This is a genomic window from Vagococcus proximus, assembly GCF_029143285.1.
In the GTDB taxonomy this organism is placed as follows: domain Bacteria; phylum Bacillota; class Bacilli; order Lactobacillales; family Vagococcaceae; genus Vagococcus_D; species Vagococcus_D proximus.
This window is the reverse complement of sequence record NZ_JAPDSH010000008.1, coordinates 48,005-73,946: the sequence shown is the minus strand read 5'-3', so window position 1 is coordinate 73,946 and position 25,942 is coordinate 48,005. Positions and strand designations below refer to the sequence as shown.

The 25,942-nt window shown below is 36.6% G+C and carries 21 protein-coding genes and 1 other annotated feature; of the genes, 17 read left to right on the top strand and 4 right to left on the bottom strand.

Annotated elements, in window-relative coordinates:
- Positions 1-5: 5 nt before the first annotated feature.
- From prmA to dtd, 5 genes are all read left to right on the top strand, one after another.
- Positions 6-956, top strand: a complete 951-nt coding sequence (gene prmA / locus OL233_RS09945) for a 50S ribosomal protein L11 methyltransferase (RefSeq protein ID WP_275472159.1) — start codon at positions 6-8, stop codon at positions 954-956.
- Between the two features lie 3 nt (positions 957-959).
- Positions 960-1,718, top strand: coding sequence for a 16S rRNA (uracil(1498)-N(3))-methyltransferase (locus OL233_RS09940; RefSeq protein ID WP_275472158.1), 759 nt, complete (start codon positions 960-962; stop codon positions 1,716-1,718).
- Between the two features lie 106 nt (positions 1,719-1,824).
- Positions 1,825-3,207 (top strand): aldehyde dehydrogenase family protein, encoded by a 1,383-nt coding sequence (locus OL233_RS09935; protein ID WP_275472157.1) that lies wholly within the window; start codon positions 1,825-1,827, stop codon positions 3,205-3,207.
- 127 nt (positions 3,208-3,334) lie between these two features.
- Positions 3,335-5,551 carry a RelA/SpoT family protein gene (locus OL233_RS09930; protein WP_275472156.1) on the top strand — a complete coding sequence of 739 codons (2,217 nt, stop codon included), beginning with the start codon at positions 3,335-3,337 and terminating at the stop codon, positions 5,549-5,551.
- A 12-nt stretch (positions 5,552-5,563) separates the two neighbouring features.
- Positions 5,564-6,010, top strand: coding sequence for a D-aminoacyl-tRNA deacylase (dtd, locus tag OL233_RS09925; protein WP_275472155.1), 447 nt, complete (start codon positions 5,564-5,566; stop codon positions 6,008-6,010).
- 29 nt (positions 6,011-6,039) lie between these two features.
- On the opposite strand, the gene OL233_RS09920 is transcribed toward dtd, so the two are convergent.
- Complete coding sequence (locus OL233_RS09920; protein ID WP_275472154.1) at positions 6,040-7,344, bottom strand: N-acetylmuramoyl-L-alanine amidase family protein; 1,305 nt, start codon at positions 7,342-7,344, stop codon at positions 6,040-6,042.
- Positions 7,345-7,509: 165 nt separating this feature from the next.
- Positions 7,510-7,713: a binding site (T-box leader), on the top strand.
- A 66-nt stretch (positions 7,714-7,779) separates the two neighbouring features.
- Here OL233_RS09920 and hisS point away from each other — a divergent pair.
- The 3 genes from hisS (at position 7,780) to OL233_RS09905 (ending at position 11,901) form a co-directional block, all read left to right on the top strand.
- Positions 7,780-9,078, top strand: coding sequence for a histidine--tRNA ligase (gene hisS / locus OL233_RS09915; protein WP_275472153.1), 1,299 nt, complete (start codon positions 7,780-7,782; stop codon positions 9,076-9,078).
- Between the two features lie 24 nt (positions 9,079-9,102).
- Positions 9,103-10,872, top strand: a complete 1,770-nt coding sequence (aspS, locus tag OL233_RS09910) for an aspartate--tRNA ligase (protein WP_275472152.1) — start codon at positions 9,103-9,105, stop codon at positions 10,870-10,872.
- A gap of 150 nt (positions 10,873-11,022) precedes the next feature.
- The gene (locus OL233_RS09905) at positions 11,023-11,901 is read left to right on the top strand and encodes a YitT family protein (protein ID WP_275472151.1); all 879 of its coding nucleotides are present in this window, start codon (positions 11,023-11,025) and stop codon (positions 11,899-11,901) included.
- A gap of 48 nt (positions 11,902-11,949) precedes the next feature.
- Here OL233_RS09905 and OL233_RS09900 read toward each other — a convergent pair whose 3' ends face one another.
- Together OL233_RS09900 and OL233_RS09895 are read right to left on the bottom strand one after the other, a co-directional pair.
- Positions 11,950-12,216: a GIY-YIG nuclease family protein gene (locus tag OL233_RS09900; RefSeq protein WP_275472150.1), complete on the bottom strand. Its 267-nt coding sequence runs from the start codon at positions 12,214-12,216 to the stop codon at positions 11,950-11,952.
- On the bottom strand, positions 12,209-12,955 hold the full coding sequence (locus OL233_RS09895; RefSeq protein WP_275472149.1) for a tRNA1(Val) (adenine(37)-N6)-methyltransferase: 747 nt from the start codon (positions 12,953-12,955) through the stop codon (positions 12,209-12,211). Before OL233_RS09895 ends, OL233_RS09900 begins: the two co-directional genes overlap by 8 nt.
- A 126-nt stretch (positions 12,956-13,081) precedes the next feature.
- Here OL233_RS09895 and OL233_RS09890 point away from each other — a divergent pair, with 126 nt between their 5' ends.
- The 4 genes from OL233_RS09890 (at position 13,082) to OL233_RS09875 (ending at position 20,507) form a co-directional block, all read left to right on the top strand.
- On the top strand, positions 13,082-13,711 hold the full coding sequence (locus tag OL233_RS09890; protein WP_275472148.1) for a lysophospholipid acyltransferase family protein: 630 nt from the start codon (positions 13,082-13,084) through the stop codon (positions 13,709-13,711).
- Between the two features lie 119 nt (positions 13,712-13,830).
- Positions 13,831-17,037, top strand: a complete 3,207-nt coding sequence (locus OL233_RS09885; protein ID WP_275472147.1) for a DEAD/DEAH box helicase — start codon at positions 13,831-13,833, stop codon at positions 17,035-17,037.
- A gap of 189 nt (positions 17,038-17,226) precedes the next feature.
- Positions 17,227-18,672: an APC family permease gene (locus OL233_RS09880; protein WP_275472146.1), complete on the top strand. Its 1,446-nt coding sequence runs from the start codon at positions 17,227-17,229 to the stop codon at positions 18,670-18,672.
- Between the two features lie 89 nt (positions 18,673-18,761).
- Complete coding sequence (locus tag OL233_RS09875) at positions 18,762-20,507, top strand: ABC transporter ATP-binding protein (protein ID WP_275472145.1); 1,746 nt, start codon at positions 18,762-18,764, stop codon at positions 20,505-20,507.
- A gap of 376 nt (positions 20,508-20,883) precedes the next feature.
- Here OL233_RS09875 and OL233_RS09870 read toward each other — a convergent pair whose 3' ends face one another.
- The gene (locus tag OL233_RS09870; RefSeq protein ID WP_275472144.1) at positions 20,884-21,918 is read right to left on the bottom strand and encodes a M42 family metallopeptidase; all 1,035 of its coding nucleotides are present in this window, start codon (positions 21,916-21,918) and stop codon (positions 20,884-20,886) included.
- Positions 21,919-22,057: 139 nt separating this feature from the next.
- Between OL233_RS09870 and OL233_RS09865 the strand changes: the two genes are divergently transcribed.
- From OL233_RS09865 to radA, 5 genes are all read left to right on the top strand, one after another.
- A complete protein-coding gene (locus tag OL233_RS09865) occupies positions 22,058-22,363 on the top strand; it encodes a rhodanese-like domain-containing protein (protein ID WP_275472143.1) in 306 nt (101 codons plus the stop codon).
- A gap of 21 nt (positions 22,364-22,384) precedes the next feature.
- On the top strand, positions 22,385-22,648 hold the full coding sequence (locus OL233_RS09860) for a metal-sensitive transcriptional regulator (protein ID WP_275472142.1): 264 nt from the start codon (positions 22,385-22,387) through the stop codon (positions 22,646-22,648).
- 119 nt (positions 22,649-22,767) lie between these two features.
- Positions 22,768-23,877, top strand: a complete 1,110-nt coding sequence (locus tag OL233_RS09855) for a VanZ family protein (protein ID WP_275472141.1) — start codon at positions 22,768-22,770, stop codon at positions 23,875-23,877.
- Between the two features lie 2 nt (positions 23,878-23,879).
- Complete coding sequence (locus OL233_RS09850; RefSeq protein WP_275472140.1) at positions 23,880-24,407, top strand: dCTP deaminase/dUTPase family protein; 528 nt, start codon at positions 23,880-23,882, stop codon at positions 24,405-24,407.
- Between the two features lie 149 nt (positions 24,408-24,556).
- Complete coding sequence (gene radA / locus OL233_RS09845; RefSeq protein ID WP_126832765.1) at positions 24,557-25,927, top strand: DNA repair protein RadA; 1,371 nt, start codon at positions 24,557-24,559, stop codon at positions 25,925-25,927.
- The last annotated feature ends 15 nt before the right edge of the window (positions 25,928-25,942 follow it).

Here is a 25,942-nt window from a genome sequence, read left to right as displayed (position 1 = left end):
CGACGATGAGATGGACAGAATTAAAAGTAACGACAGCAAGCGAAGCAGTTGAGGCAGTTTCGAATATTATGATGGAAGTCGGCGCAAGTGGTGTCGCCATTGAAGATGCGTTAGATATCGAAAATTTTGTAGGTGATGCTTATGGTGAGTTATTAGATGCAGAAACAATTGATCATATTTCTGAAGGGGCAATCGTGATGGCTTACTTCCCAGAAACAACTTTTTTACCAGAGTTATTGCCAACTATTAAAGAACGTATTGCTAAATTACCAGAATTTGGCTTAGAAATTGGAGAAAATAAACTTGAAATGAGTGAAGTGGCAGAGGATGACTGGGCTACTGCTTGGAAGAAATATTATCATCCGGTTAATATTAGCCGTTATTTGACAGTTGTACCAAATTGGGTAGACTATGAGGTTAAAAATCCAGATGAAAAAATTATCAAACTTGATCCAGGTATGGCATTTGGAACAGGGACACATCCAACAACGATGGTGAGCTTACATGCGCTTGAAATCGTGTTACGTGGTGGGGAGACTGTTTTAGATGTAGGAACAGGTTCAGGTGTTTTAAGTATTGCCAGCAAGCATTTAGGGGCAGATAAAGTTTATGCTTATGATTTAGATGAAGTGGCAGTTGCTGCAGCCCAGGAAAATATGGACATGAACCCTGTTGCTTCTGATGTACAAGTGAGTGCGAATGATTTATTAAACGGTGTATCCACTCAAGCGGATGTCGTTGTGGCTAATATTTTAGCTGAAATTATTTTACGTTTAATTCCAGATGCTTGGAACTTAGTTAAACCTGGCGGTAAATTTATTGTCTCAGGTATTATCGAAGATAAAAAAGAGGAAGTAATGGATGCCTTAAAAGAAATTGGCTTTACAGTATCGGAAATTCTACAACAAGGGGATTGGTTTGGTATTATCTTAACAAAACCGGTTGAGGGAGAATAAGAGATGCAACGTTATTTTTTAGAGGAATCCTATGATGCAAGTCAGGGTGAACCGTTAAAATTAACGGGTGATGATTTTCATCATGCTGCTCATGTGATGCGTATGAAGGTGGCAGACAAATGTTATCTTGTATTCAGTGACTCGGTGGCAGTTGTTGCAGAAGTGACAGAGATTAGTGGAGATGCTATTTTCCTTACAGAACTTGAAAAAGAGACACAGGATAAAGAATTACCGATTGCTATCACCCTTGCATGTGGGTATACAAAAGGGGACAAGCTCGATCTTGTGGTTCAAAAAGGGACAGAGATGGGCGCCAGCCATTTTGTTGGTTTTCCAGGCCAAACGTCCGTTGTAAAATGGGATGGTAAAAAATTAGCGAAGCGTCAAGAACGACTTGCTAAGATTGCTAAAGAAGCAGCTGAGCAGTCTCACCGTCATGTTCAGCCTACTGTAACACTGTATGAAAAAGCAAAAGAGTTCGAAACTATTTTTTCGGAGTATGATGCGATTTTGATTGCCTATGAAGAATCAGCTAAGCAAGGTGAGGCGGGCGAATTAGTTAAGACTTTCCAAACGATTCAACCTAACCAACGCTTGCTTGTTATCTTTGGACCAGAGGGTGGACTATCTCCTAACGAGATTGACGTATTCCAAACTCTAGGGGGGAATGTCTGTGCTTTAGGACCTCGTATTTTACGAGCGGAAACAGCGCCACTTTATCTACTAGGTGCGGCAAGTTATCATTTTGATTTATTAGTTTAGTTTTTAAGGTCGGCCCATTAAGGGGTGACCTTTTTTTGTACGATTAGCTAATAAGTAGTGTGCTATAATAGTAGATAAAAATTAAGTCGTGAAGGAGGGATACCAAATGTTTGGTGTAGAAGATATTATCTCTAAGCAAAAGGCATTTTATAAAACAGGAAAAACGAAAGAAGTTATTTATAGAAAGCAAAACTTACAGAAATTAAAAGAAGTTTTGAAAGCTAATGAGGTAGCGCTCTCCAAAGCGATGGAAAAAGATTTAGGGAAGCATTCGCTAGAAACTTATATGTCAGAGTTGGGTGTGTTGTATGAAAGTATTAATCTTATACAAAGAAACATTTCTGTTTGGCAAAAGAAACAGCGTGTTAAAACGCCTCTCTTTTTATTGCCTGCCAAAAGTTATACGCAAGCAGAGCCATTAGGGCAGGTTTTTATTATCAGTGCCTTTAATTATCCGTTATTGTTAAGTCTAGATCCGTTAGTTGGAGCTATAGCTGGTGGGAATGTGGCGATGGTAGCATTGTCAGAAACAACACCAGCCATCAATAAAGTGTTGATGGAATTAATGGCAGCAACTTTTCCAGAAGAATATATTTTCTTTTTCGAAGGTAATAAAGAACGAAATATAGAAGTGTTGACTTACCGATTTGACAAGATATTTTTTACAGGAAGTTCAACCGTTGGAAAAAGTGTAATGGCGGCAGCGAGTCATCATCTAACGCCTGTCACATTGGAACTAGGTGGGAAGAGTCCTGCGCTTATTACAGATAAAGCTAAATTATCCCATGCGGCTGAGTGTGTGGTTTGGGGAAAGTTTTTAAATGCGGGTCAAACATGTGTCGCACCAGATTATTGTTTAGTAGACAAAAAGTATCATGATGAGTTTATTAACTTAGTGAAACAGAAGCTTGTTGACTTTTATGGAGTTGATCCAGCTCAATCAGATGAGTATGGGCGAGTAGCTAATGAACGTGCAACCTTGAGGCTAGAAAAATTAATGAAACAAGATCAAGAGTACGTTGTCTTTGGTGGACAAATTGATAAAATGATAAATTATGTAGCACCTACTTTGTTAAAAGGGTCAATGACAACCGCACTTATGTCCATGGAGGAGGAGGTATTTGGACCCATCTTACCTATTTTGAGTTATGAGTCATTAGAAGAAGCCCTTCAATTTATTGAGTCCAAGGAGAAACCTCTTGCTTTTTATCCATTTACTCAAAGTAGTAAAGAAGCAAGTTATCTTACAACACGTCTTTCTTTTGGCGGGAGCACGGTTAACGATACGATTCTTCATCTTGCCAATAGTCATCTACCTTTTGGTGGTGTAGGACAGTCTGGGATGGGACAGTATCATGGTAAGGCAAGTTTTGCTTGCTTTACTCATCAAAAATCGATTTTAAAACGAAGTAGTTTGCTCCGTTTATCACTGATGAACCCACCTTATTCTAAACTGAAAGAAAAAATGATAACTTTATTTTTAAAATAACGAACAACCTTGACTTATCAAGGGGCTATGATTGAAAAGGCTAAGTAAAGTTTGTATAATGAATAACATATAACCACGATTAAATAAGGGTAGTTTGATAGATAACTAACTAAAAGGAGTGAGACACATGCCAAAAGAAGTAATATATAGTGGAGCAGATGTGATTGAAATGGTGTCAGGCTATATGAGTAGCGCAAATGTGGCTTTTGTGGAGAAGGCATGTTGTTTTGCCACAGAAGCTCACCAACACCAATTTAGAAAATCAGGAGAAGCTTATATTATTCATCCGATTCAAGTTGCCGGTATTTTAGCAAATTTGAAGATGGATCCCCATACAGTGGCAACAGGATTTTTGCATGATGTTGTCGAAGATACAGATGTAACATTAGAAGATTTAGCTAAAGAATTTGGACCAGACGTAGCGATGCTTGTTGACGGTGTAACCAAACTTGGGAAAATTAAATATAAATCTCATGAAGAACAATTAGCAGAGAATCACCGCAAAATGTTATTAGCGATGGCACAAGATTTACGTGTCATCATGGTTAAATTAGCCGATCGCCTTCATAATATGAGAACATTGAAACATTTACGTGAAGATAAGCAGCGTCGTATTTCAAATGAAACGTTAGAAATTTATGCCCCTCTGGCACATCGATTAGGTATTAGTAAAATTAAATGGGAGCTTGAGGATACGTCTTTACGCTATTTGAACCCGAACCAATATTATCGTATTGTTAATTTGATGGATTCTAAACGAGGGGAACGTGAGGTTTACATTGAACAAACCGTTTCTGATATTAAAGATTCCATTGATGATTTAGGAATAACAGGTGAAATTTACGGCCGACCTAAGCATATTTATTCCATCTATTTGAAGATGAAGAATAAGAAGAAAGAATTTGAAGAGATTTACGATTTACTAGCCATTCGTGTGGTAGTGGACACCATTAAAGATTGTTACGCTGTTTTAGGCGCGATTCATACCCAGTGGAAACCAATGCCAGGTCGTTTTAAAGACTATATAGCAATGCCAAAAGCGAATATGTATCAGTCGCTACATACAACGGTGATAGGGCCTCAAGGTAAACCTGTTGAAGTGCAGATTCGGACGCAAGAGATGCATCAAATTGCCGAGTATGGGGTTGCGGCTCACTGGGCTTATAAAGAAGGCAAGACAGATAAACAAGAAGAAGATCAAGAATCTAAACAATTAAGTTGGTTCCATGAAATTATCGAATTGCAAGATGAAAGTTATGATGCGGCGGAGTTCATGGAAGGGGTCAAAGGCGATATTTTTAGTGATAAAGTCTATGTCTTTACACCTAAAGGGGACGTTACAGAATTGCCTAAAGGGTCTGTTCCACTTGATTTTGCTTATAATATTCATACTGAGGTAGGGAATAAAACCACAGGAGCTAAAGTTAATGGAAAGATGGTTCCGCTTGATTATAAACTTAGAAATGGCGATATCTTAGAGGTGTTAACTTCTAGCAATTCATTCGGTCCAAGTCGTGATTGGATTAAAATGGTAGCGACCTCTCGAGCACGTAATAAAATTAAACGATTCTTTAAATCACAGGACCGTGAAGCAACAGTGATAAAAGGAAAAGAGGCGTTAGAAAAACAACTGCTGAGCATGAATTTTAAACCAAAAGAAATTTTAACAAAAGCGAAATTAGCTGAAGCAGCAGAACGCCTTAATGTGCAAACTGAGGATGATTTTTACGCAGCGATTGGGTTTGGCGAAATAACACCAATTATTGCTGCGAATAGATTGACTGAAGAAGAACGTGAACTACAAGATCAAGAGCGTAAGCAACAAGAAGTAGATGATATTCTTGCTAATGGTGGTAAAAAAGAGAACGATAAAATTAAAGTTCGCCATGAAGATGGGATCGTTATTCAAGGTGTTGAAAACCTGCTGATCCGTATTAGTCGGTGTTGTAACCCTGTTCCAGGTGATGGGATTGTCGGTTATATTACAAAAGGACGTGGAATTTCGATTCATCGATCGGACTGTCCTAATATTGTAAACAATGAAGAAGCAGAGTGCCGTCTGATTGAAGTAGAATGGGAAGATACCGCTGCTGAAAATAATACAGAGTACCATGCAGATTTAGAAGTATTTGCTTTTGATCGCGCAGGTTTACTAAACGATGTCCTTCAAGTGGTTAATGCTACAACGAAACACCTCATTAGTGTGGAAGCTAAACCGATTAAAAATAAAATGGCAGTAATTCAACTGACTGTAAAAATTAAAAACTTAGCTCATTTGGAGCGTATTGTTGATAAAATTAAGAGCATTCCAGACGTGCATAGTGTGCGACGAACGAATGGTTAAGGAGGAATACAGGTGAAAGTAGTGTTACAAAAAGTAGCATCAGCTAGTGTTACAATTGAAGAGAAAGTCGTATCAGAAATTAAACAAGGGTTTATGTTATTAGTAGGTGTTAAAACCGGTGATACAGAAGCGGATGCTGATTATTTAGCGAATAAAATTAGTAAAATGCGCATCTTTGAAGATGAAGAAGGAAAAATGAACTTAGGGATTCAAGATGTTGGTGGTGATATTTTATCAGTATCACAATTTACATTATTAGCAAATACACGAAAAGGAAATCGTCCAAGTTTTATTGAGGCAGCGAGACCAGATGAAGCGACCGCATTATACGATTACTTCAATGAAAAATTACGCGCTGAAGGTTTGAAAGTGTTAGAAGGTGAATTTGGTGCGGATATGCAAGTGGCATTAGTAAATGATGGACCTACAACAATTATATTAGATACAGAAAATAAATAAAAAGCTAGTCCATAACGGACTAGCTTTTTTTAGTGATTTTCGAAATAATTATAAAGGCCATCAGCCACCGCTTTTGCCACCTTTTTCTGATAAGATTTTTTAATGAAATGATCTTTATCGAAGTCATTGTTCATATAGCCAAGTTCTAATAATAGGGCAGATGTTGTACTCTCACGAATGACCATGTAATCACCAAATTCAGTTCCACGATTTGGAAGAGGTAATTCTTTTCCAAGTTCATCACTGACAGATTGTGCTAATAACTGATCGTTTGGATTATAGTAATAGGTAGTGAACCCAGAGGCTTGATTGCTATATTCTGTCGAATCGTAGTGGAAACTGATAAAAACATCAACATCTAATGAGTTTTCTTTTTTTGTAATGTCATCTAGTGGTAATGTTGTATCGTTAGTACGAGTCAAGATAACGTGAGCCCCTTTTTTCTCGAGTGCTTTTTTGACATAACGGGCAGAAGCCAGCGTTACGGTTTTTTCATAGACAATCTCGTCGTTACTTAAGGCTCCAGCGTCGTCACCACCATGTCCCGGATCAAGCATGATTGTTTTACCAATAATGGGGTTAATAAGGTAAGGGTGTTTTTTATTGGGCTTTGTAAAGTTAACCACCCAGTTAGGGATGTAGCCAATTTTATCTTTATTCGTTAATACTTTATACCACCCATTTTGACGTGATAAATAAATTAATTCATCATTGTAAAATAGTTTGGATACAACTTTGCTTGACTCTTTAGGTTCGGAGTAAAGAGAGGTTGTTTTTTGTCTAACGTAAACATTAGTCGACACGGTTTCATTCTTATCTGGTTTTGACAGTTGACGCAGAGAAGAAGTCAAGACCCATCCCTCTACTTTTTCTGTTGAAATCTGAGACCATTCAGCTAATTGGGCCGTAATAGTGATAGCTTCTTTTTCCGAGAGAGTTCCGACAGTTAAACTATCTGTATCCGGTTTTAGCTTGATTTTAACATTATCTTTTTTTGAGAGTGCTTTTATATTAGTACTGTGATTGATTTGTCCACGATTGGTTTCAGTAACAGGTAACCATCCATATTTTTTCTTGCCTACTTTTACGCGATACCAGTCTTTTTTACGATTTGTAATTTTGATGGTATCTCCCATTTTCTTATTTGTAATCTTAGTAGAGTTTAAGTCTGGCTCCATGCGAATAACTGCTTTATTTCCTGTGATAACAACATCACGTTTAGGGTTTAAATCAGCGATGGCCAAACGAATAGTTACGACAAAACTAACAGTCAAAATGGCTGTAGCAAGTAAAAACAGGAGGTAAATCTTCCATTGTTTTTTCTTAGCTTTCATTATAGGTCCTCATTTTTAATTTATTAACGGTACTATTATATCAAATAAATCTTGTTTAATGTAGTTTTGTCGGTTATAAATCTAAAATAGGTTTGATTTATGATTATTTTCAGGTGACGGAGGCTTGACTTATCGGTATTTTTTTAGTATTTTTAGGTAGTATATAATAAGTCGATGACGAAGAGAGTAGCAGGATTTTTTATCAAAGAGAAAATTACCTAGGCTGAAAGTAATTATAAAAGAGCGTGTGAAGGACCCTTCTGAGATAGAGTAGTGAGAGCTACTTCGTGTGCGAGCGATAATCGTTAAAGCGGAAAGAGTAATCTTTCAAACTAGGTGGTACCACGTATGACATCATTCGTCCTTGTTTATCGACACGATAAGCAGGGATTTTTTTGTTTTTTTAAGAGTGTATAAGAGAAAGAGGGATTATAGATGAGATATCAAAAACCAAAAGGAACAGCAGATATTTTACCGGGGACAGTGGAGAAATGGCAATATATTGAGGAAGCGGCACGTCGCATTTTTAAAACATATGACTGTCATGAGACACGGACACCAATATTTGAACACTATGAAGTAATTTCTCGTAGTGTTGGTGGGACTACAGATATCGTCTCAAAAGAAATGTATGATTTTAAAGACAAAGGGGATCGTCATATAACCTTACGTCCAGAAGGAACAGCTCCAGTTGTTCGTGCTTTTGTTGAAAATAAATTATTTGGACCAGAATTCCAAAAACCTTATAAAACATATTATATGGGACCTATGTTCCGCTATGAGCGACCTCAAGCAGGGCGTTTTCGTCAATTCCATCAAATCGGTGTGGAAGTATTTGGCAGCAGTAATCCAGCTACTGACGTTGAAACAATTATGATGGCAATGAGTTTCTACAAAGAGTTAGGAATTAAACATTTGCGTCTAGTTATTAATTCATTAGGTTCAAAAGAGGATCGTCAAACCTATCGTCAGGCGTTAATCGATTATTTAGAACCACAGGCTGAAGAATTAAGTGAAGACTCTAAAAAACGTCTACATGATAATCCTTTACGTGTACTTGATAGTAAAGATAGAAAAGATAAAGTGATTGTAGAAAATGCCCCTTCTATTTTAGATTATTTAAGTGACGAATCAGCAGCATTCTTTAAACAAGTGACAGATATGCTTGAAGCGTTAGAAGTTCCGTATGAAATTGATCACCGTATGGTTCGTGGTTTAGATTACTATAATCACACTATTTTTGAGATTATGAGTGATGCACCAGGTTTTGGTGGAGCGATTACAACAATCTGTGCTGGTGGCCGTTATGACGGATTAGTTGAAGAATTAGGTGGACCGAAAACACCAGGTTTTGGTTTTGCATTAGGTGCAGAACGTACATTAATTACGCTTGAAGCAGAGGGAATTGAGGTTCCCATAGAAGATAAAGTTGACGCGTATGTAGTGGCGTTAGGGGAAGAAACAAATTGTGAGGCGTTGAAACTAGTACAAGCAATTCGTCAAGCTGGTTTTGTCGCAGAACGTGACTTTATGAATCGTAAAGTGAAAGCACAATTCAAATCAGCTAATAAATTAAACGCGACTGTAGCTTTAACGATTGGTGAGAATGAATTGGCAGAAGGTAAAGTAAACATGAAACATATGGCAACAGGGAAAGAAGTATCAGTTGCTTTAACAGATATTTACAGCGATTTTACGAAAGTATATGACGATTTATTAGCATCTATCAACTAATTTAAAAGAGAGAGGTTTTCAGCTATGACAAAGAGAACAAATTATTGTGGCGAGGTATCAAAAGCTCAATTAGATCAAGAGGTAACATTAAAAGGTTGGGTTAAAAAGCGTCGTGATTTAGGTAATTTAATTTTTATCGATTTACGTGACCGTAGTGGTTTTGTTCAAATCGTATTCAATCCTGAAACAAATAAAGAAGCGTGGGAAATGGCAGATACATGTCGTTCAGAATATGTTATTGAAATTAAGGGAACAGTGGCGGCTCGTGAAGGTTCTGCTATTAATCCAAATATGGCAACAGGTGAAATTGAAGTGATTGCATCAGAGATTTCGATTTTAAATGCGGCGAAACAAACACCATTCTTGATTGATGAAGCAGATCAAGTAAATGATGATTTACGTCTTAAATATCGTTATTTAGATTTACGTCGTCCGGAAATGTTAGGCAACTTCCGTTTGCGTCATGCGATTACTAAATCAGTTCGTTCATACCTTGATGGCGAAGATTTTATCGATGTAGAAACACCTTATTTAAATAAATCAACACCAGAAGGCGCACGTGATTATTTAGTACCATCACGTATTCAAGAAGGGCATTTTTATGCCTTACCTCAATCACCACAAATCACAAAACAGTTATTGATGGGTGCTGGATTTGACCGTTATTACCAAATCGTTCGTTGTTTCCGTGATGAAGATTTACGTGGTGACCGTCAGCCTGAATTTACACAAATTGATATTGAAACAAGTTTCTTAACACCAGAAGAAATTCAAGACCATACAGAACAACTTGTTGCTAAAGTCATGAAAGATGTTAAAGGAATTGATGTTACTCTACCGTTCCCTCGTATTAGCTACGATGAGTCTATGGCACGTTATGGTAACGACAAACCCGATACACGTTTTGAAATGGAATTAATTGATTTAAGTGAAACAGTAAAACCTGTTGAATTTAAAGTATTCCAAATGGCTTTAGAAAATGAAGGACAAGTCAAAGCAATCGTGGCTAAAGGTGCTGCTGATAATTATTCACGTAAAGACATGGATAAATTAGGAGAATTCGTTGGTCAATACGGTGCTAAAGGATTAGCTTGGTTAAAAGTTGATGAGGAAGGTCTAAAAGGACCAATCGCTAAATTTATGGTAGGTCATGAAGACGCATTAATTAGTGCAACAAAAGCTGAAGCAGGCGATTTAATTATGTTTGCTGCAGATAAACCAGAAGTTGTAGCGGCTGCTTTAGGCGCTCTTCGTAATAAATTAGGTAAAGAGTTAGGCTTAATTGACGAGTCTAAATTCAATTTCCTATGGGTAGTAGATTGGCCATTACTTGAGTACGATGAAGAAGCGGAACGTTATACATCAGCACATCATCCATTCACAATGCCAAAAGCAAGCGACTTGCCGTTATTAGATTCAGATCCTTCAAAAGTTTACGCTGAAGCGTATGATATTGTTTTAAATGGTTATGAATTAGGTGGCGGTTCAACGCGTATTCATACTCGTGAAGTTCAAGAAAAAATGTTTGAAGTATTAGGATTCACGAAAGAATCTGCAGAAGAACAATTTGGTTTCTTATTAGAGGCGTTAGATTACGGGTTCCCACCACATGGCGGTATTGCATTAGGGTTAGACCGTCTTGCGATGTTACTTGCTGGTAAAGATAATATTCGTGAAGTGATTGCTTTCCCTAAAAATAGTAAAGCGATTGATCCGATGAATGAAGCGCCAGGTCAAGTATCAGATCAACAATTAGCAGACTTGAGCTTATTAGTGGATAGTAGTGAAAAATAAACCTGTTATATGAGAAGTTTCAGAAAACAGAATGAGAATCTAAAAGAATAGATTAAAATCGGGTAAAGCTTAGGCTTTACCCTTTCTTTGTATTTGGTATAGTCGTATAATAGTGGTAATTAAATTGACTGAGGAGAGAATCATTAGACGATGAAAGAATTCCAGAAGAAGTTATCAAATTATGAGTACACGACGAAAGGGTCCGTCGCGATTATCTATGCTATCTTAGCAGCCATCGCTTTGAATCTTTTCTGGCAACCGGGAAACATCTATGCAAGTGGGGTAACGGGTATAGCCCAAATTTTAACAACCGTATTGGAAAAATCATTAGGATTTAAACCACCGGTTTCACTTATTTACTATTCACTAAACATCCCGCTATTTATTTTAGCGTGGCGAAAGATTAACAAGAAGTTTACTATTTTTACTTTCATCAGCGTATCTTTAGCAACAATCGCGATTCAGCTAGTGCCAGTGACGACTCTTACAACAGACCCTATTATTTGTGCCATCTTTGGTGGAGCAATTAATGGATTTGCCATTGGATTTGCTCTTAAAAATGGAATTTCCTCAGGTGGACTGGATATTATTAGTATTAGTATCCGCCAAGCAACTGGTCGGAATGTTGGCGCCATTAATACCATCCTAAATGGGATGATTGCTTTTACGGCAGGCTATTTATTTGGTTGGAAATATGCGTTCTACAGTTTACTTTCGATATTTGTAACTGGGAAAGTGACAGATATTGTCTTTACAAAGCAACAAAAAATGCAAGTCATGATTATTACGAATAAACCAGACCTGGTAATTGATGAAGTTCAAGACCGTTTACGTCGTGGGATCACGATTATCCATGATGCTGAGGGTGCGTTTAAACATGATAAAAAAACAATTCTCTTCACTGTCATTACGCGTTACGAAATGCATACATTAGAGGAAGCGATGGAAGCTGCAGACCCAGCTGCCTTTGTGAGTATTGCCGATAATGTTAAAATTCTTGGTAACTTTTATGATCCAGGAATGGACTAATAGATAATAAAAAGACTACCATGCCATTGGCTTAGTAGTCTTTTTTTGCTAGAGGTATTTTTTTAAAAATTTCTCTTTTTCATGGCGAGCCAATTGTTTAAAGGCGTACTCTGCCCGAGTGGCTTCGCTTCTTGTTTCAAAGGCTTCCGTGTAAATCATACGCATAGGATGGCGTCGTTTGATGCGGGTATATTTAGCACCCACACCATCATTGTGTTCTTTCAGTCGTCGTTCAGGGTCAGTGGTATAGCCACCGTAAAAGGTATCATCTGCGCAGTGAAGAACATAGAAATAATGTTTTTTAGCTTCAGTCATTCCCGTATAACATTCCTTTCGCTTCTGGTAGGTAGTTGCCTTCTTCGTCATAGATGGTTAGTGGCGGTAATATTTTTAAGCCATTAGGTTTACCTTGTCTAATTCCTTCAACTAAAACGACATTCGCTTCTTTTCCAGGTTTTGGGTAAACGAATTGAACACGTTTAGGCATGATATTGTATTTTTTCATCGTCTCAACAATATCTAAAAAGCGTTCAGGTCTATGAACCATTGCCAGTTTACCGTTAAATTTTAAAAGTCCGGCAGATTGTTTAATCACATCATCTAATGTGGCATGAATTTCATGTCTAGCTGCTGCCAAATAAGGATTAGGATTCGTTTTATTCGTCGGCAGTTCTTTAAAGTAGGGAGGATTGCAGACGATGAAATCGACTGAATCTTTTTTGATAGCCGTCGTGACATCATTCAGGTCTAGTGTTAATAATTGCATCTGGTCCTCAAGTTTATTAAGTTGAATACTACGACGCCCCATATCGGCCAAACGCTCTTGCAGTTCGATTCCAGTAATAGAAGCTTGTGTTCGGGCACTTAAGAAAAGCCCGACGGCTCCATTTCCGGCACATAGATCTATAATGGTTCCACGTTTTGGAATGCTAGCGAAATTAGCTAGTAAGACAGCATCTATTGAAAAAGAAAAAACGTCATGGCTTTGGATAATTTGAATATCGTTCGCATAGAGTTGATCAATGCGCTCGTTGGGTTGTAATAAGTCAGTCATGGTGTGAGACTCCTTTGTGTTATAATCTTAAACATTATAGCATGCAGCATGAAAAAAAGAAAAAACTTGCAAGATAGCTAAATATTCGGCATACTATGAGGGAAAATGAAAAGTGAGGCGAAAAAAATGTTCTTTCGATTTATCAGACAAGTTGCACGTGTAATTGTGTTTATTATTAATGGGCGTGCAAGTTATGAGCAACGTGACAAGTTACCTAAAGATACCAATTATATTTTAGTAGCACCACATAGAACGTGGTGGGACCCGATTTATTTAGCGTTAGCAGCATCACCTAAAGAATTTAGTTTTATGGCAAAAGAAGAGTTATTCAAAAATCCTATTCTTCGATTTATTTTAACAAAAGCTCATGCTTTTCCAGTAAAACGCGATAATCCTGGACCGAGTGTGATTAAAACACCTGTGAAGTCACTAAAAAATTCTGATTTAAGTTTGATTATGTTTCCAAGCGGAACGCGTCATTCTGATGAATTAAAAGGTGGTGCAGCTTTAATTGCTAAGATGGCAAAAGTGCCGATTGTGCCAGCCGTGTACCAAGGGCCTGTAACATTAGGTGGTCTGTTTAAACGTAAAAAGGTAACCGTTCGTTTTGGTGATCCAATTTATATTACAGATATTCCTAAAATGAATCAAGAAGGTATTCAAGAAGTTGAGCATCGCATGATGACTGCTTTTGAGAAATTAGATAAGGAAGTTAATCCAGATTTTGTTTACATTCCAAAAAACAAAAAGAGCTAACTTAGACAAGTTAGCTCTTTTTATTTTGGATTGAAGTGTAATAAACTTAAATAACGTCTATAAATTTGTTATAATGGTGGGAAGCAGTAAAATCGAACTGAAAAAGGAGAGACCGCATCATGAAATGGAGCATTCCAGAAAAAATTGTCAAACTTGGCCGCGCGTACGCTGATGAGGGGCGTGTTACGAATATTACTCAAGATTTAACGCAGCAAGTTTGGCATGCGGATGTATTGGGTTCTCAACTTTATAAAGTAGTCTTAGATGGCACACCTAAAGAAGAAGATGTTTGTAATTGTTCATTTTGGCAAAAGAATAAGTATTGTAAACATACAGTGGCTGTAGAGTTGACGTTGAGAGATCAGTCTCTTAATCGCGTACTAAAACAAAATCCTAGTTTAAAAAACACATATAAAACACCGACCTTATCAACATTATTTACGGATAGTTTTTCTAAGCTTCAAGAGCAAGCGACACGTCATTTTTTTGAGGATGTCACACCGCTTACTATGACATTTGTTGTTGAAAGTGTTGATGTATCAACGTATCATCCTGAAAGAGCTATTTGGGCAATGACCTTAAAAATTGCTTTAGATGGTGGTAGGGCTTATGTCGTTAAAAATGTTGGAGACTTTCTAACCGCTTTTTACAAACAAGAGTTATATGAGATTAATGAAAAGTATACAGCCTCACTTTTACGTTCTAATTTCTGTGAGAGTGATTTAAATGTATTAGATGAATTGGTTCAGATTTATCAAGGTAGTTTATTAGTAGCGGGGCAAGGGGTTCCAGTGAAAGGTAGTTTGAAAAAGCGTTATTTAATGCTAACACCTCAGAAATTAAGAGACTTAATGGAGCAACCGCGCTATCATGAGCGTTTGGCATTTATGGTGGCTAAGAAACTTTATCCAACATTGTCTTTAATGAAAGAGAAACCTCCATTAAAAGTTCAAGTGATACCTGATGGAGAAGGCTATACGATGCTTTTAGATACAGAGGGGCATCATTTTTGGGAAAAGTATAATTGGTTACTTGTTGCTGGTAAATTATATGAGCTGACGTTTGCACAACAGGAAGTTTACCAGACTATGACTCAATTGTTGAAGCGCGCAGAGAAACCAGAAGTATTTTATGGAGCATCTGAAATTTCTGATTTATTTACCTACGTTATTCCTCAATTAAGTTTAATTAGTGATATTCAAGTGGCTAAATCAGTTGAGAGTGAACTAGTTAGATTACCACTAGAACCTAAATTAGAATTTACTTTAGAAGGAAAGACACTTAAAGTATTGCCAGTGTTTCAATATGGCGAAACATTATTTTATGGTTCAGGAGAAGTTAAAGGAAATGATACGGTTCAAACTATTGTCAGAAATCAACAACAAGAACAACAAGTTTTAGCAGTTCTTGAGCATTTTAATTATTTAAATCGTGGTGAGCAATTTAGTAAGTCATTACCAGAATCTGAAGCACTTTATCAATTCTTTACAAGAGAATTGCCATTGTTACGTGAAGTTGCAGCAGTGGAATTGAGCGACGAGGTTAGCAGTTTATATTTAGAAGCAGCACAGCATCAGCCGAAAGTGACAGTAAAAGAAGAAGGCTCATGGTTTGATGTCGATTTTGATATCTCGTCCATTGCAGATGAGGATGTTGCAGATTTACTAGTCAGTCTTGTTGAGAAGAAACCATTCCATCAATTTCCAAATGGTCAGTTATTGTCATTAGAATCAGAGGGGTTCTATCAAACAAGTGAGGCGTTGAAACAGTTACGTCATGTGATGACCTTTAAAGAGGGACAAGTTTTAGTTCCAAAATACAAAGGGCTACAAATTGAGTCTGCCCTATCTACGGTTTCTGACGTGAGTTACAGTACTGGTTTTGAAGAGATGGTTAAAAATTTGACACAATTAGATTCACTGACAGATGAGGTGCCAGAGGGGCTTCAAGCTACATTACGCGATTATCAGTTAACAGGGTACCGTTGGCTTAAGATGCTTAGCCGTTATCAATTTGGTGGTATTTTGGCAGACGATATGGGGCTAGGTAAAACGGTTCAGACCATTGCTTACCTATTATCTGAAAAAGAAAAGTCGCATGAGGGTCCTTCTGTGGTTGTGGCGCCTGCAAGCTTAATTTACAACTGGAAGGTAGAGTGTGAAAAATTTGCACCTAGTTTATCTGTTGTCATTGTGAATGGGACACAAGATGAACGTCAGTTTATTTTAGAACGGGCAAAAGACTACGATATTTTAATTACATCGTATGCTACATTACGTCAAGATGCTGAGCATTATGAAAAAATAGCGATTAATGCCTTGATTCTTGATGAGGCTCAGATGTTAAAAAATTCGGGAACAAAAACATTCCAAGCGATGAAAAAGTTAAAAACAGTTCAACGTTTTGCATTAAGTGGGACACCAATTGAAAATAATTTAGAAGAATTATGGGCCTTATTCCATATTGTGATGCCAGGTTTTTTCCCAGCAAAAGCTAAATTTAATAAGTTGTCAGTTGATGAGATTGCGCAAATGATTCAACCGTTTATTTTAAGACGTGAGAAATCACAAGTGCTAAGCGATTTGCCAGAAAAAATTGAGTCTAATTTATATAGTAATTTAACAACGGAACAAAAAACAACGTATCTGGCGTACTTACGTCAGATGCAAGAGTCCGTGCAATCGATGAGTTCAGCAGATTTTAAAAAGAATCATCTCACTATCTTGTCTGGGCTAACTCGTTTACGTCAGATTTGTTGCGATCCTCGTTTATTCTTAGAAGATTATGAGGGTGGTTCTGGTAAATTAGAGCAAGTGAAAGATTTAATTGTGTCAGCTAAAGCAAATGGTCGTCGTATTTTATTATTCTCTCAATTTACAGGGATGTTGAGTTTAATTGAGGAAGAATTAGATGCATTGGGCATTGACAGTTTTTATTTAAGAGGAAGCACCAAACCCAAACAACGTATGGAGATGGTTGATGCTTTTAATGGTGGAGAGAAAGACGTCTTTCTAATTTCGTTAAAAGCGGGTGGTACGGGGCTAAACTTAACTGGAGCAGATACTGTTATTTTATATGATTTATGGTGGAACCCTGCAGTGGAAGAACAAGCAGCAGGACGTGCACACCGTATGGGTCAGAAAAAAGTAGTTGAAGTATGGCGCTTGATTGCGGAAGGAACCATCGAAGAGAAGATGCATAAACTTCAAAATGATAAGCGTGCCTTATTTGACAAACTAATGTCAGCTACAACAGAAGAACAATTAGGAAAATTAACGGAAACCGATATTCGTGAAATCCTAACAATTGGCAGTGAAACAGTCTAGACATTTTGTCGGGCTGTTTTTTTTGTTAGATGGAAGTTAAAATGAGCATGGTAATTAGTTGAGCGATTCATTATAATAAGAAAGGATTTAATGTGTAAGGAGGATTGGATGATACTTTTTAATAGTGACCGTAACAAGCCACCCTCTGCTTTTGTTACTAAAAAGGGATAAAAGAAAGTGGAGGATTTTATGAGAGAAATAGAGAATAAAAAATATATTAGTTGGCCTGTTTTAGCATTTATGGCTTTTTCAACAGTTATTGGATTTGACGATTTAATTTATAATTTTAAAAATCAAGGACTAGGAGTTATCACATCATGGATTATTTTACTGTCATTATATATGATTCCGTATTCACTGATGGTCGGACAACTGGGGTCGACGTTTAATAAAGAAGGTGGCGGACTTAGTTCATGGTTACGAGGAACTAAAGGGGATGCTTGGGGATATTTTACAGCCTGGACATATTGGGCAGCAATGGTGCCGTATGTTGTAGAATCGGCCAACGCAGTTGTAGTTGGTATTGGTTGGATGATCAATGGTGATAATAGTTTAGCTGATCAATTGACAACTTCTAAATTTGCCTTATTGACGTTTGTTGTTTTCGTTATTTTTGTTTTTATTCAATTGAAAGTAAAAAATTTACTTGAGATATTAGGGACTATCGGTGGAGCGGCAATGTTTATTATGTGTATTTTATTTATTGTGATGGCACTTGCTTCATTAATGATGCCAGGAACAAAAATGGCAACTCAACCAATGGAGTTACGAACTTTTGTACCAAAATTTAATTTGCACTATTTAACGACCGTTGCGTTGTTAATCTATGCGATTAATGGGAGTGAGTTAGTTGCACCATACGTGACTCGCATGAAAAAACCGGCTAAAGAATTTCCGAAAGCCATGATTTTCCTAACGATAATGGCAGCCGTTTTAACAATATTTGGTTCATTTTCATTAGGGATTTTCTTTGATGCCAATAATTTACCTCATGATTTAAAAATGAATGGGTCTTATTATGCTTTCTTAGCATTGGGGGAACGTTATGGTTTAGGCAAGATTTTAATGTACCTATACGCTCTGATTAGTGTGACCTATATGAGTGCCCTTTTAGCGGTATTATTAGATGCTATGACGCGTATGTTGATTTCAGATACAGGTGAAAAGTACATGCCAAAAGCTTTGCTTAAAAAGAATGAACGTGGGCTACCAGTTAATGGGTATCTTTTAACAGCTGGTTTATCCGCATTTATCTTAATCTTACCGATTTTTGGTTTGAAAAATATTAACCTTATTTTTGATTGGTTGCTACAGTTAAATGGAATTATTTCACCATTTGTAACGTGTTGGATTTTTTATGCCTTCATGCAAATTCGTAAAAATAGTCAAAAATACAAAGCAGAGTATATCTTTATTAAAAATGATAAAATTGCCTATTTAATTGGCTTTTGGTGTCTAGCGATAACGTTTGCGGCAAGTATTTTTGGAATGATTCCTCAAGGAAATCCGAGTACGTTTGAATGGAAGTATACATTGGCAATCAATATTTTAGCGCCAACTGTTTTAATTGGTCTGGGTGGTGTGATGCCTTGGTTAGCCAGTCGTGAACGTAAGAAAGAGCAAACTAATTTATAAAGTTATTGAAAAGAGTCCTCTAAATGAGGTCTCTTTTGCTTTATCTGACAAAAAAAGGTATGATTGTAGGATGTTTAAAGGGGGTATTTATGAAAAGGAAGAAAAAAAGTTCAGTTATTGACATGTTATCTTTTGTTTTTAAAAAGGTTTATAAAGAATGGAAAGTGATCCTTGTGAGTCTAGTTGCACTAGTGTTAATTGCATTAGTAGAATTTAGTATTCCGCAAGTGACCCAAACTATTATTGATGATATAATTCCTGAAAAGTCAAAAAGTATGTTAGTTCAGGCGATTTTTTGGTTAGGTTTTTTAACTGTGGCACTTAATGTGTTATCCTACATTTCGACTTACTTGATGAGTAAAATAAGTCAAGAAGCAGTGGCTGAATTGAAACAAGATTTATATGGTCATGTATTAGAGCAAGACTTAACTTATTTTGAAACACAAAAAACTGGAGACTTAATGACTCGTTTGACAAGTGATGTTAGAACGATTCAAGATCTAATCTCACCAAGTACATTGAAAATTATTAGTAATATTGTAACATTTACGTTAGTTCTTGGTTTTTTATTTTATACAGATTGGAAATTAAGTTTAATGATTGCCATAACGTTTCCACTGTTATATATTGTGAATGATTTCTTCAGTAAACGTATGAAAGCGAATTTTAGAAAAGTAAGAGAATCATCTGCTCATTTTAATAATCATTTACAAATGACATTGACTTCTATCTTGATGATTAAAAATTCTGCAACAGAATCATTTGAAGAACAGCGTTTGAAAGAGGTTAATGAAGAAGTTAAGAACAATCAGTTACAAGCAACTAAAACACAGGCTTTATTTTCGCCATCAATGGATTTAGTCAATTTCTTAGGTGTAGCAATTGTTTTGACTTATGGGACACTAAAAATTTTCGACGGGGAATTGACTGTCGGGAGTATGATGAGTTATTTAGCTTACCTTAAACTTCTTCAAAATCCTATCCGTTCAATGACACAAATGATTAGCCGTTTTCAACAAGCATTAGTCTCTTATGAACGTTTGATGGATATTTATGAGAGTGAGCCTAGCATCGTGGCTGCAGACGATACAGTAAAAATTGAGCGCTTAGAAAAAGGGATTACTTTTGATAATGTCTCATTTCATTACTTAGAAGGGAATAAAGTCTTAACGGATTTAACTTTCACTATACCTAAAGGAAAGTTAGTTGCATTAGTAGGATCTTCAGGATCGGGTAAAACAACAGTGACACGTTTGTTATCACGTTTATATGACCCAACTGCAGGTAGTATCAAAGTCGATGACCATAATTTAAAAGATATTGATATTGAGTCTCTAAGACAAGCTATCGGAATTGTATCTCAGGATATTGAATTGATGGATGGTTCAGTAAGGGATAATATTACGTACGGTATCTTTGATAAAAGTGAAGAGGAAATTTTAAAAGCGATTGATGCGGCAAGGTTAACAGAATTTATAGAGGGACTTCCTCAAGGGTTAGAAACTCAAATAGGTGAACGTGGTATGAAATTATCTGGTGGACAAAAGCAACGTTTAGCAATTGCTAGAGTATTTTTAAAGAATGCTCCTATCTTAATATTAGATGAGGCGACTGCAGCATTAGATAATGAATCGGAACGATTTATCCAACAGTCTTTAGAAGAATTATTAGAGCAAAAAACGGCCTTAGTGATTGCGCATAGGTTATCAACTATTCATCATGCGGATACAATATTGGTAATGGAGAAAGGACGTATTGTGGAGAGTGGTAACCATCAAGAACTAATGGAGAAAGCTGGACGTTACGAGACACTTTATTCTGCACAGTTTAAATAAAAAGTGAGGCATGGCCTTGCTTTTTTTATATACAAAAAAACACCTCAAGGGGATGAGGTGTTTCGGAGATTTTATTTACTTTGGAGGAGTAAATAATGAAAAAAGTTTTGTTTGTTAGGGTTGTTTTGTTTCTATAGGTATATAATAGCTTTTAAATATGACGAAAGTGTGATGAAGTTTATATAAAACAATGAATTATTTATGTGATAAATATAGACCGAAAGAAAAGGACCTCTTGTACAAGAGGTCCTTTTGTGTTTATTTACTTTGGAGGAGTAAATAAAAAGTGTTAGGGTTGTTTTGTTAGTACTCTTTTATAATAAAAGAAAAGTGTGAAAAAAATGTGTCTAAGTTATTAGGTATTTATTAAGACTGTTTAAATTAAATCACTATATAAATAATAAGTCACTAATTTTTCAGTTGCATCAATTGAATCTTGATGTGTCCGCTCGTAGGCATGACTTGCATCTATACCAGCGCCTATTAAACCATGTCGCACGTCAGCGCCAGCTTTCATAGCAGCAGATGCATCGCTTCCGTAGTAAGGATAGATATCTAATTTATAAGGAATAGCTTCTTCATTGCAAAGTTGAACAAGTTGATTGCGGAGACCTAAGTGGTAAGGCCCGCTACCATCTTTCACACAAATAGAAACAGTATATTCGTCGGTTTGTTGGTCATCGCCAATTGCCCCCATATCGACAGCTAAATAGTCCACGACTTGTTCAGGAATGTTAGAATTCCCACCATAACCAATTTCTTCATTATTGGAAAAAAAGAAATGAGTGGTGTGGGGTAAGATATTACCAGATTCTGCTAAGTCTTTTAAGAATTGAATTAGGATAGCGACACTTACTTTGTCATCTAAGTGTCGTGATTTAATAAATCCGTTTGGTGTCACAGTTGTTCGGGGGTCAAAGCTAACAAAATCACCGACTTGAATACCTAAATTTTGTGTGTCATTAGCATCTCTCACTTTTTCGTCAATGCGCACTTCCATATTTTCTTGATTGCGCTCAGCGGTTCCAGCGTCTTTATAGACATGAACACTTGTTTGATGCATCAAAATTGTACCGGTATAGGTCTCACCAGATTGTGTGTGTACGGTGCAGTATTCTCCTTCGATAGCATTAAAACGAAAGCCGCCAATTAAATCTAATTTTAATCGGCCATCAGGTTTGATTGCTCGAACCATTGCACCTAACGTATCAACATGAGCAGTAATAAACCGTTGTTCGGCATCATTTTCGCCTGAAACTGTTAGGATAAGACTGCCTTTTCTGTTGAGTTTAGGTGAATAGCCTACTTGTTCTAATTCATTAGTGATGTAACGAATAATGGTTTCTGTGCACCCTGTAGGTGATGGGATAGTTGTTAATTTAGCAATTAAATCAATAGTACGTTGCTTCATGAAATCACTCTCCTAATTATAGTTGATGGCTTTATCATAACGGATTGTTTTGATAAATGAAATTAAAAACATAGAAAAAGGCTTTACTATATACCCCACGGGGTATATAGTAAAGAGAGAATAGAAAAGGAGTGAGTGGATGTTTTTATTTAATAAAATTCCAAGTATTACAGGTGCTGAACTGCAACAATTAGGCAGCAAAGCTACTATTTTAGATGTTAGAGAGCCAAATGAGTTTGAATCAGGTCACATTCCAGGTTCTAAAAATATACCACTAGGTGTCATCCAAACTTACAAAGGAAAAGGGCCAGTTCATGTTATTTGTCAATCAGGTATGCGTAGTAAGAATGCAGCAACGCGCTTGAAAAAAATGGACATTGAAGCCATTAACGTTAAAGGCGGAATGATGTTGTGGCAAGGTCCTATTAAAACAGGAAAAAAGTAAGGCGAAAAGGTGAGTAGTAACATGGAAAAAAAGTGTGATCCTAAGATTATGAATCGGTTAAAACGTTTAGAGGGCCAAATGCGTGGTGTACAGAAAATGATAGCTGAAGAAAAGGAATGTTATGATATTATGATTCAGTTATCCGCAATACGTTCAAGCGTTGATAAGGTAATGGGTGTAATGGCTGCTGAAAATCTGAAGCAGTGTTTGGAGTATCCTCTGGAAAATGAGCAAGCTCAACAGGAAAGATTAGAGCAGGCTATGAAGATAATTGAAAAAAAATAAAACGACACTTATTTAAAAGGTGTTGTTTTTTTTAGGGATTTTATAAATCTATTCTTTCGACTTTTGAGATTCAGTGCTACAATGAATAGTAAAATAAAAAGTCGATTAGGAGGTGACGAATGAGTCCGCATATAAAACCAATTATTATGTTAGTTGCAGGGTATTTAATTATTGCAACTGTTTTAATAGTTCCAAGAATAATACGTCAATACCGACACTCAGGTTCTATTGAGTTTAGTAAAAAAGCGACGATTATAACATTAGTCATCTATCTTGTTGTGACATATATATTAGTATCGTTACCTATTCATAGTGATTACCAAGAAAATCTTGCCATAGAAGGTGTGGGACGAGCGCAGTTAAGACCTTTTGAAATACTTAGAGTGTTTTTAGGCTCGTCTAAAGAGGTCTGGATAGTATCCGCAATGTATCAAATGTTTTTTGATATATTGATGATGATCCCGTTAGGAATTTACTATTATGTTTTAACGCGTAAAGAGAAAAAAAGTTGGTTTAAAATAGCTGGAATTGGTTTCTTAGTATCGCTCTTTTTTGAATTCTCTCAACTAACAGGTATGTTTGGTCTACAAGCAGAGCCTCTTCGTTTATTTAATGTAGATGACCTTTGGTTGAATACGTTGGGAACGATTATTGGCTATGGATTAGCCCCAGTCTTACTATTTTTTATGCCTGATTGGAAAATTCGTTTGGCTGATTCAACCGATTATATGAATGCTGATTATACGATACAGATGGTCGAGTTGTATTTAACGATACTAATTGCTAATATTCTAGCAATTTTTACTAATTCATTTATTGGGACAGGTGGACCATGGTTTAAATTAACACTTAGCACCATTTTTTATTTTATAATAAGTGTCGCGATGCCGAGGTTTTTTGAAGGTAAAACATTAGGTGGGCTTATTTTAAATGTAAAATTGATTCCTGATAAAACAAAACGATTTTGCCCCTATATGGTTAGAATGGTACTAATATTTGTCCCGTTATGGTTTAATGAATTTGCAGTTTGGATATGTAGTATTTCATCTGTGGATAACTTAATGATCAATGTTCAAGTGATTTTTTTCTTTGCCACAGCGATGTTATGGATTATTATTTATTTTGATATTATGATGAAATGGCTCAAAGGAGCAGCAGCACCTTATTATAATGAAAAGAGTGGCATTAAGGTGGAATATAATAAAATTAGAAGTGAAAGTAGGCGTTAAAATTGAAAAAAAGAGGATTCGAAAAAGTTACGACGTTTGATGAGTCGATTAAACTTCCTGTAAGAGCAACTAAAGGTGCGGCGGGTTATGATTTTGAAGCAGCTGAAGACATTGTTATTCCAACAATTTGGAAGCAAGGTATTGGAACGGTTTTAAAAGCAGTTTTAAAAGGTGAAGAAGCTTTAGTCGACGATTCATTAAGAAAAGAAGTGAAGCCTGTATTAGTTCCAACTGGAATTAAAGCTTATATGGGAGAGGAAGAATATCTACAATTATGTAATCGTTCAAGCAATCCACTTAAAAATTTCTTGCTAATGGGAAATGGTGTAGGTGTTATTGATAGTGACTATTATGGGAATGAAGCAAATGAGGGACATATTATGTTTCAATTTTTAAATTTTGGTTTAACAGATAAGACGATAAAAAAAGGTGAACGAATTGGACAAGGTATCTTCTTGCCATTTTTAAAAGCAGATCAAGATGAAAGTTCAACCGAAAGAACAGGTGGATTTGGTTCTTCAGGTCAATAAACAAAAAACCAGACAACATGTCTGGTTTTTTTAGTAGTAAAAATGATTAAATTCATTTTAAACGTACTGTTATTAAGGACTAGAATGCCTGAATTATGTTAAAATGAAAGAGTATAATAAAAAGAATTATACAGAAAAAGAGGGACGTTATGGCAAAAAAAGCAAAAACACATTTTGAATGTCAAGCGTGTGGGTATATTTCTCCTAAGTATTTAGGAAAGTGTCCCAATTGTGGCGCTTGGAATGAGATGTTAGAAGTTAAAATACAAGAAGAACCGGCTAGAAATAGTCGTGTCAGTTTAGAAGGCAAACGAACAACTGCAAAGAAATTAAGTGATGTTACCTCGCAAAAAGAACCACGTGTTAAAACGCAACTAGAAGAGTTGAACCGTGTTTTAGGTGGAGGCGTTGTACCAGGCTCGCTAGTTTTAATTGGAGGAGATCCAGGTATAGGTAAATCAACACTGTTATTACAAGTCTCACAACAATTACATTTGAGTGGCGGTAAAGTGTTATATGTTTCAGGTGAAGAAAGTGCTGAGCAGATTAAGATGCGTGCAGAACGTTTAAGTATTTCAGGTAATGATTTCTATGTTTATCCTGAGACGGATATGTCAGCAATTCGTCAAACAATCGAAGATGAGTCGCCGGATTATGTCATTATTGATTCTATTCAAACGATGATGCAACCTGATATATCGAGTGCAACAGGAAGCGTCAGTCAAGTTCGTGAAACAACTGCAGAGTTGATGCAAATTGCAAAGACTAACCAAATTGCAATTTTTATTGTCGGACATGTGACGAAAGAAGGGTCGCTTGCAGGCCCTAGGATGTTAGAGCATATGGTAGATACAGTTTTATACTTTGAAGGAGACCGTCATCATACCTTCAGAATACTTAGGGCGGTTAAAAATAGGTTCGGTTCAACGAATGAAATTGGTATTTTTGAAATGAAAGAAATTGGCTTAGTAGAAGTTGCTAATCCATCAGAAGCTTTTCTAGAAGAACGAATTGATGGTGCGACAGGTTCAGCGATTGTAGTGGCAATGGAAGGAACACGTCCAATATTGGTTGAAATTCAATCTTTAGTAACACCTAGCGTATTTGGAAATGCGAAACGAACCTCAACAGGATTGGATTATAACCGCGTGTCACTTATCATGGCAGTATTAGAGAAACGTGCCGGTTTACTTCTTCAAAATCAAGATGCTTACTTAAAAGCAGCAGGAGGGGCTAAATTGGATGAGCCCGCTATTGATTTGGCGATTGCAGTTGCAATAGCCTCAAGTTACAAAGAAAAAGGAACATTACCTTCGGAGTGCTTTGTTGGAGAAATCGGGTTGACAGGAGAAATTCGCCGTGTTAACAGGATTGAACAACGCGTGGGAGAAGCTCAGAAATTAGGGTTCAAACGGATGTATATCCCTAAAAATAATCTACATGGTTGGGAGCCGCCAAAAGGTATAGAGGTAATAGGTGTCGCAACATTAGGTGAAGCGTTACATAAAATTTTTAAATAAAGAAAAAGGAGGGGT